The following is an 8320-nucleotide window of genomic DNA, read 5'->3' on the forward strand; positions in this document are numbered from 1 at the left end:
TCACCTTTTATCTCTACAATATTAAACATAGATGCACCATAACATAAAGCGATGCACTGTTATGCATTTATTGTTTAACTTGAATAATACGTGCATACTTCAAAAATTGAGAAGTATATGTATTTTTTACTTCTTGCGGTGTCATATAAGTCACCCCAATGATATGCCAATTCGGATTAAAACGATAGAATGACGTATTTTCAGTACTCCATTTAACCATATTACCATTCTTATTATAGCGTGGAAGCGTGACTTCATGACCTTCTAACACGTTAATATAGGTTTGGAAAATGTCAGCGTCAATACGTTCAAATTGGTCAATTACTAAAAATTGACGATCCGTCTTAGGCATCAATTCTGTAATAAACCCTTCTCTATAATATAATGCGCCCGCTTCATTTGGTAAGTAGCGCCCATACAACATTTCTTCAGAGAAATCAGGGTGGCCAACTGTGATGACTGATGTCGCATTGGCTTTCTCAACGAGTGATTTCGCAGCATTCAACCCTTCTTCCTTTTGTTCTGCAAGTAATAAAATAAATGGCTTTAATTCTTGATTTTCAGTATCTTGATGCCCAGAAACCGCTTCAAATTGCCCTTTTAAGCCATCATTTTCACTCATTTCCATAATGGCATTAAACTGTGTCGGCGTTAAACTCGCAATCGCTTGCTTAGAATTTTCTTGTAAAAAGTACAAGTTCTTAAGTTTTTGGTGTTTATTTAACGTCATCAAACTAACTGGATTGATATCTTCAATATATCGAATTTCAATCGCTGTACTATTCGTCCGACCTTGCTCTGGTGGGCGTGTATGAATATGGTGTGCCACTTCAGCACGTCCAATGACAGATTGGTTAGAATTGCGATTATAAATGATGATTTGGTCGCCTATTTCTAATTGCGTATAATGATGATAACCATTTCTTTTTATACCGTTACGTGTATGCGTATAAATTGTGTAGGTTTCATCTGGCTCAAACGCCTCTGTTTCAGACATAAAGAAAAATCTAGGAATAGAAATCTCGCCAGTCCCTAGTCCTTTGATTAATTCGAATTCATCGTATGAAATCTTATTAAAAAGAATTTCTTTCATATTATTCATTCGAAATTCTAATGATTCACTTCTTTTAAGATAATCTGATGTGAGTCGCTTGAAAGGTTCGTTAAATTTGAACTCTACATGTGTTTTGTTTTGTGCACCTGTCTTAACCCGAGTAATTTCACCCCATCCAAGTAATCCTGCATCTGTTTGTACTTGGTAAAAAATCACACGGTCACCGACTTGTGCTTGTTTGAACGCACGAAACCCTTGTGTTGGATTAAATTGTGCCCCTGACTCAAATACTGTTTTTTGTCCAACTAATGGCTCATTATGATTCCATCTATTGTATCCGCAATTCAGCCAAAAATAATTAATCTCTGCAGCCATAGTATCATTGTATCTCCTTTTAAAAAAATTATATCTTATCCTTTAATCCAGCAATGTTTTGTATTTATTATATTACTTTTCATTGAGTGTTCAACCATTGCATTAGACCGACTGCAACTGGAAGTAAATTAATGAGTACCCCGCCAACCTTTAACATTGGACTGATTGCACGATTAGGCAAAGTCCAAAGTGTGGCGATGATACCGATTATTCCGATTAACACTGGAAATACAATGGAAGGAAAGATAGGCACTTGAAAAAATATACTCGCTCCAGATAAAATACCGCAAACTAAAGCGATATATAAACCCCATTTCATGTCATTCTCCTCTTCTTAATACATAACTAATAATTAGTGAAAATTCACCTTCAAACACGTTATCCAAATCTTCTGCAGTCAATATAAAATGGTTCCCTTTTTTTATATCGTAAATTTCACCATCTGTAATGAGCTGCCCTTGTCCTTCCAGTACAGAGACCAAAACAAATTCTCTCGGCTTCATATAGTTCAATGTGCCTTGTATTTGCCAATGTGTCACAGTAAAAAATGAATTTTGCACAAACGTTGTGCACTTATGATTTTCAATCACTTCAGTTTGTGGTATTACATTAGGACTTTCTTCACTAATTTGAATGACATCTTTACTTTTTTCAAGATGTAAAGGTCTTTTATTACCGTTTTTATCTTGTCTGTCATAATCATAGATTCGATAAGTCGTATCAGAAGACTGTTGTGTTTCTAAAATCATAATACCTGCACCTATGCCATGGACAGTACCAGCCGGCACAAAGAAAAAGTCACCTTTGTGGACAGGAACTCGTCTGAACAAATGTTCAAAATCATGTTGATTTATCATTTCATTGAGTTCTTCATGAGATTGCGCATTTGTACCATATATAATTTCTGCGCCTGGTTTTGCATCTAATATATACCAGCATTCTGTTTTGCCGTATTCTCCGTTTTCATGCTCATAAGCATACGTATCATCAGGATGAACTTGAACTGATAATTTCTGTTCAGCATCCAAAATCTTAGTTAATAGCGGAAACTTTTTTGTAGGAAATTCCCCAAACAGTTTAGGTTGATTTTCCCATACTTCATCTAATGTTTGTCCTTTAAATGGACCGTTTAATATCCGATTCGCACCATGTGGATGAGCTGAGATTCCCCATACCTCACCAGTATGGTCACTCGGTAAATCATAACCAAATTGTGCGAGATTTGTTCCACCCCAAATTCTTTCCTGAAAAACAGGTTCAAGTAATAATGGCACTGGGAACCACCTCTCAATCTTTCATATTATGCTCTTTTTATATGTATGTTAGATTTCCTCTGTACCATCGTAACTCAGTGAAATGGCACAATAATCTTACATAATTGTATCATATCTCCTATAAATGTGCTTTAGTAATTAGAAAATCAAACCATCTCACTTCATGGATACCTGAGCCACTTTGCATCTTTTAAACCGCTATAATGACCTAATTTGTTTCTACTATATAATTTTCAACTAATGTTTGACGGATTTCAACTAAATGATGGGTCATTAATTTAGCCGCCTTTTTTTCTTGTCGCTTTTTGATTGCTTCTAAGATGACACTATGTTCTTCCAATAATTTCTCCATCGTTTTTTGGCGGCTATAAATATAAATATGACGTGTGCCTTTCATCGTCTGCTGAATGAGATCCGATATATTATTTAGCAACTCATACAACAATGCATTATGAGAGGCTTTAGCAATAGCAAGATGAAATTTTAAATCAGCTTCCTCACCTGATTGATGACATTGTATCGCATTGACCATTTCTTCTAATGCAGCTTCCATTGCTTGTATATCTTCATCTGTGTGCCGTAATGCGGCATATTGTGCTGTCGCAACTTCTACCGATTCACGCAATTCTAATATGTCGCGTACGCGCGCTTTTGTAAGTGTATGGGAAAGAAAATCAAATAACTGTGGCTGTTTTTGTTTTACGAACGTCCCATAACCATGCTTAATATCTACGAGTCCTATCATTCTGAGTGCATTCAGTGCCTCACGCATCGAAGCGTTACTCACACCATAGGCTTCAGCAAGCTTTTGTATTGAAGGCAATCGTTGCCCAACTTCTAAAGTTCCTTCTTCAATTTGCTGAATCAATACATCTGCAATTTGCTCATATTTCTTTTGATTCGTGATTTTCATAGCTTTTCCCCTCGCCCTCATCTCATATCTTATCAAACTTTAGCTGTCATCTCTGTATTAAAAACAACTATTTTTATGTTAATTTTTATTTACTGATAAAATCGTTTAAATTAAGACCATTTTTATTTTCAAATAAGAAAGATTTTGATAATGTGGATTATACGTGAAAGGAGTGCTCACTATTGGTAAAATTCACAAAGCTGTTTTGGCATAATACAAAAAATCAAAAACTAAAACTATTTGCCACATCATTTATTGGTTTTGCAATATTGTTATTGTTGGCTATTCTCGTAATGTCACCGTTTAATTTATTACTTCAAGCTTGGCAGATATCTATTTTAACAGGTCAACAAAGTATGACAAAATTAATTTTCATGATGATTGGTGCCATCATTCTGACAATCTGTATTTTCTCGATGGTACTCTTCCCAATCTATACAGGACTTGTACGTGTCATACGCCACTCTGTTTTAGATTCAGCGCAAATGCAATGGAAAGATTTAGTGCGCTCATTTAAAAAAGGCATTTGGGGTAAAAGTGTGATTCTAGGTCTAATGAGTATTTTATTCATTATACTGACAGTGGTCATCTATGGTCTCGTTAATGCAGGTGTTTCATATCTTGTACAACAACTCTTTAATGCCATTAGTGCTAATGACATCAGTCAAGGCTGGTTACAATTCATCATTAGTATCTTAATTGTATTATCTTCATTTATTTTAAGTATCTTCGTTTGGTTCACGGTGGTATACGTTACAAACCTTGCTACATCCTTAACTGAAGATGCTTCAAGAAGTGTTAAAGTACATCTAAAAGAAGCATGGTACGGTATTAAAAATGGTCATAAAACATTTTTACGTTTCTTCATTGGCATTTTATTACTTAATTTGATATTTATTATTATTAATCAACCTATTAATTACTTGATTCAACAAAATCTCGCACATATTTCACAAGATGTCGCTTATTATTTAATGATTATATTCAATATTATCTTTTTAATTATTCGATATCTCATTTACTTACTCATTATCGGTACAATTATTCAATATTTTGTACGTAGAGGACAAAAAGAAGTGAAATAAGCTAAAAGCCAGTCTGTTAGGAAAATCTTTCACCTCAGACTGGCTTTTATTTATTTTAATAGTTGTGTTTCTAAAAATTGCGCCGCGCCATCATGATTATGGTCGAACTCAGTTTCATATTGCGTCAATGCTTTAATCTCCGTGCTGGCATTTTTCATCGCAACCGTTACACCACCAACTTTAAACATCGCACGATCATTATCACTATCTCCAATAACAAGTGTTTCAGAAAGTTGAATATTAAAATGACGACACATCTCTTCTATTCCTGTCCCTTTATTAATATGGTATGCCATTGTTTCTACATTGTTAGGTGTTGAATTAGAAACTTCAATGTTTAATTTTGACTGCTGTGCGACCATTTTTTCTCTAAAACTTTTAATTTTGTTTAGATCAGAATGAAATAAATATATTTTTGAAAAACCAAGTTGCGTCGGTATCGTATCACGCCAAGTTAACTTCTCTCTTATTGCTTCGTGTCTTGATAACCATTCACTTTCATTTACAGTGGAAGGCTTGTCACCTTTAACTAAGCTTAACATCCAACTTTGATCTTCATTCAGGGCAAATCGCGGCTCATCAAATGGAAAGACCTCATAATAGATTCCATCTTGTTGCGCTTCCGTCACAATTTGACGTACCGCTTCAAGACTAAGATCGTGTTCAAATAATACGTGTTCATCAATATGTCCTAATGTTCCATTAGATGAGATGATACCATCAAACTGAAGATTTTCTGGTATAAGTAAATGAATCTCTTCGTAAGCTCGACCTGTCGCTAAAAACACCTTATATCCTTCAGTTCTAAGACGACCAATGACTGAAGCTGTCTTTTCAGACGCTCTGTTATTTTGATGAAGAATTGTACCATCCATATCTAAAAATATCGCTTTTATATTTTGCATGATCGCATTTCCTTTCATTCATTGATTATTCCTTTATTGTGTCATCAAATGAACACTTACGCAACACGATACACACTTATTTTCTTACAAACTGTAACCTTTTATGACAAAATGAAGTTAAACTAAAAAATGCGTAAGATACGAAGCCTATTTGCTTGTACCTTACGCTATTTATGAACAAACTGAGAATATTACTCCACAGTCACAGATTTCGCTAAATTACGTGGTTTATCAACATCTAAATCACGATGTAATGCAGCGTAATAAGAAATCAATTGTAGAGAAACAACTGAAACGAGTGGTGTTAACAACTCGTGGACATGAGGAATCACATATGTGTCTCCGTCTTTTTCAAGTCCTTCAATAGAAATAATACATGGATGTGCACCACGAGCGACAACTTCTTTCACGTTACCACGGATTGAGAGATTTACACCTTCTTGTGTAGCAAGTGCAAAGACTGGTGTACCGTCTTCGATGAGTGCAATTGTACCATGTTTCAACTCTCCACCTGCAAAACCTTCTGCTTGAATATATGAGATTTCTTTTAGTTTTAAAGCACCTTCTAAACTTACATTGTAATCAATTGTACGTCCAATAAAGAATGCATTACGTGTTGTTTCTAAGAAATCTTTTGCAATTTGTTCCATTTGTGGCGCATCATCGACCACTGTTTCGATTGCAGTAGTGACTTTCGCTAATTCACGCAATAAATCGATATTCGGATCGATGCCGCGTGCTTGTGCAACGACGTGTGACATAATTGATAAAACTGCAATTTGTGCTGTATATGCTTTAGTAGAAGCAACGGCAATCTCAGGCCCCGCATGAAGTAATAATGTATGATCTGCTTCACGAGAAAGTGTGGAGCCAGCTACGTTTGTTATTGTTAATGAACGATGACCAAGTTTTGTTGTTTCAACTAATACAGCACGACTATCAGCTGTTTCACCTGATTGAGATATATAAATAAATAATGGATTTTCTGACAATAATGGAATATTGTAAACAAATTCTGAAGCAACATGAACTTCAGTAGGAATACCTGCCCATTTTTCAATAAATACTTTACCTACTAATCCTGCATGATAACTTGTACCTGCAGCAATGATATAAATACGATCTGCTGCTTTAACATCTTCAACGATTTCAGGATCAATGTTTAAATTACCTTGTTCGTCTTGATATTCTTGGATAATACGACGCATAACTGCAGGTTGCTCATGAATTTCTTTCAACATGTAGTGGTCGTATACACCTTTCTCAGCATCAGAGGCATCAATTTCAGCAATGTAACTTTCACGATCGATAACTTGACCCTCTAAATTTTTAATGACAACTTCATCACGTTTAACGATTACAATCTCTTGGTCTTTTAATTCTTTGTATTCACTTGTTACTTGAATCATTGCAAGTGAATCAGATGCTATCACGTTAAAGTCTTCGCCAATTCCAACAAGTAACGGTGATTTGTTTTTAGCAACATAGATTGTCTCACCATCTTCAGAATCTAATAAACCTAGTGCATATGAACCGTGTAATAGAGAAACCACTTTTGTAAATGCGTCTTCAGTAGATAAACCTGTTTCAGCAAAATGTTCAATCAATTGAACAATAACTTCAGTATCTGTTTCTGAAACAAATTGAACATTAGGAATATACTCTTCTCTAAGTTCTTCATAATTTTCAATCACACCATTGTGTACGAGTGTGTATCTACCACTTGTAGATTGATGTGGGTGAGAATTTTCATAACTTGGCACCCCATGTGTTGCCCATCTTGTATGACCAATTCCCGTAGATCCATCATGATCATTGTCTGCTTCTTTACGTAACTCAGCAATTCGGCCTTGTGCTTTTGTTACAGTGACTTCGTTTTCATCACGAATTGCAATACCTGCTGAGTCATATCCACGGTATTCGAGTTTCTCTAACCCTATTAATAAAATTTCTTTCGCATTTTGATAGCCAATATAGCCAACAATTCCACACATAAATAAATTCCTCCACACTGAAACAACGGTGCTGCGCATCATTTTTTACACTTTTTGCATTCTGCTATAATGCAACAAAATGTGAACAAATGACTCCAGCATCGCATTCTATTTTATTGAATTGGTTTAGCGATCTTACTAACTTTGTCCAATAGGTTACCCTAATGATTTAATTAATAAGCTAACGAATGAGCCACATCCGGGATAGCATCCGCCGATCATATTCGATCACTATCCTCCTCGTCCACAAATCTCCAGCATGTATCTATGAGATGCTCTGCTTTAGCATATCGGTCGACAATACATGCTTTCAATTTGCGCTGGCGCTTTATAAACTGTTTCAACCTCTACCCTCCTTCTTGCAATATAGTCTATTGTACAATGAGTGAAACTTTTATTGCAAATAAAAGTATAAATGCTATAAAAGCAATAATGCCTAAGTTTTATCTATGTTTTTAACGTTTATCACTAAAATATTTATAAGTTATTTTAATTATAATCTTTTGTATTGCTATATTAAAATAACAATCCTTTTTTAGACTCAATATCCAAAATTTAAAGTATTCATCATCTAAAATGTCGTTAATTTTCACTTAAATCGGCCAGTCTCTCGATGGTATTTTGTGTATAGTTTGATGATGTAATTGCAAAAATCGAGTAGGAGAATAGCCATTAATTGACTATTCGTCCTCTCACACCACCGAGCGTACGGTTCCGTAC

The 8320-nt window shown here is 35.1% G+C and carries 7 protein-coding genes; 1 reads left to right on the forward strand and 6 read right to left on the reverse strand.

Annotated elements, in window-relative coordinates; genetic code table 11:
* Positions 1-67: 67 nt before the first annotated feature.
* The 4 genes from C1H58_RS07880 to C1H58_RS07895 all read right to left on the reverse strand — a co-directional run bounded on the left by C1H58_RS07880 (position 68) and on the right by C1H58_RS07895 (position 3616).
* On the reverse strand, positions 68-1429 hold the full coding sequence (locus C1H58_RS07880; protein ID WP_165545859.1) for an EVE domain-containing protein: 1362 nt from the start codon (positions 1427-1429) through the stop codon (positions 68-70).
* Positions 1430-1508: 79 nt separating this feature from the next.
* The gene (locus tag C1H58_RS07885; protein ID WP_165545860.1) at positions 1509-1748 is read right to left on the reverse strand and encodes a hypothetical protein; all 240 of its coding nucleotides are present in this window, start codon (positions 1746-1748) and stop codon (positions 1509-1511) included.
* Position 1749: 1 nt separating this feature from the next.
* A complete protein-coding gene (gene manA, locus C1H58_RS07890) occupies positions 1750-2703 on the reverse strand; it encodes a mannose-6-phosphate isomerase, class I (RefSeq protein WP_165545861.1) in 954 nt (317 codons plus the stop codon).
* A 208-nt stretch (positions 2704-2911) separates the two neighbouring features.
* Complete coding sequence (locus C1H58_RS07895) at positions 2912-3616, reverse strand: FadR/GntR family transcriptional regulator (RefSeq protein WP_103356621.1); 705 nt, start codon at positions 3614-3616, stop codon at positions 2912-2914.
* 182 nt (positions 3617-3798) lie between these two features.
* Here C1H58_RS07895 and C1H58_RS07900 point away from each other — a divergent pair, with 182 nt between their 5' ends.
* Positions 3799-4701, forward strand: coding sequence for a hypothetical protein (locus C1H58_RS07900; protein WP_050330333.1), 903 nt, complete (start codon positions 3799-3801; stop codon positions 4699-4701).
* 50 nt (positions 4702-4751) lie between these two features.
* Here C1H58_RS07900 and C1H58_RS07905 read toward each other — a convergent pair whose 3' ends face one another.
* Both C1H58_RS07905 and glmS read right to left on the reverse strand, forming a co-directional pair.
* Complete coding sequence (locus tag C1H58_RS07905; protein WP_165545862.1) at positions 4752-5606, reverse strand: Cof-type HAD-IIB family hydrolase; 855 nt, start codon at positions 5604-5606, stop codon at positions 4752-4754.
* A gap of 191 nt (positions 5607-5797) precedes the next feature.
* Positions 5798-7600 (reverse strand): glutamine--fructose-6-phosphate transaminase (isomerizing), encoded by a 1803-nt coding sequence (glmS, locus tag C1H58_RS07910; protein WP_165545863.1) that lies wholly within the window; start codon positions 7598-7600, stop codon positions 5798-5800.
* Between the last annotated feature and the right edge of the window lie 720 nt (positions 7601-8320).

This window comes from Staphylococcus sp. 191, assembly GCF_011174885.1.
GTDB classification, from domain to species: domain Bacteria; phylum Bacillota; class Bacilli; order Staphylococcales; family Staphylococcaceae; genus Staphylococcus; species Staphylococcus coagulans.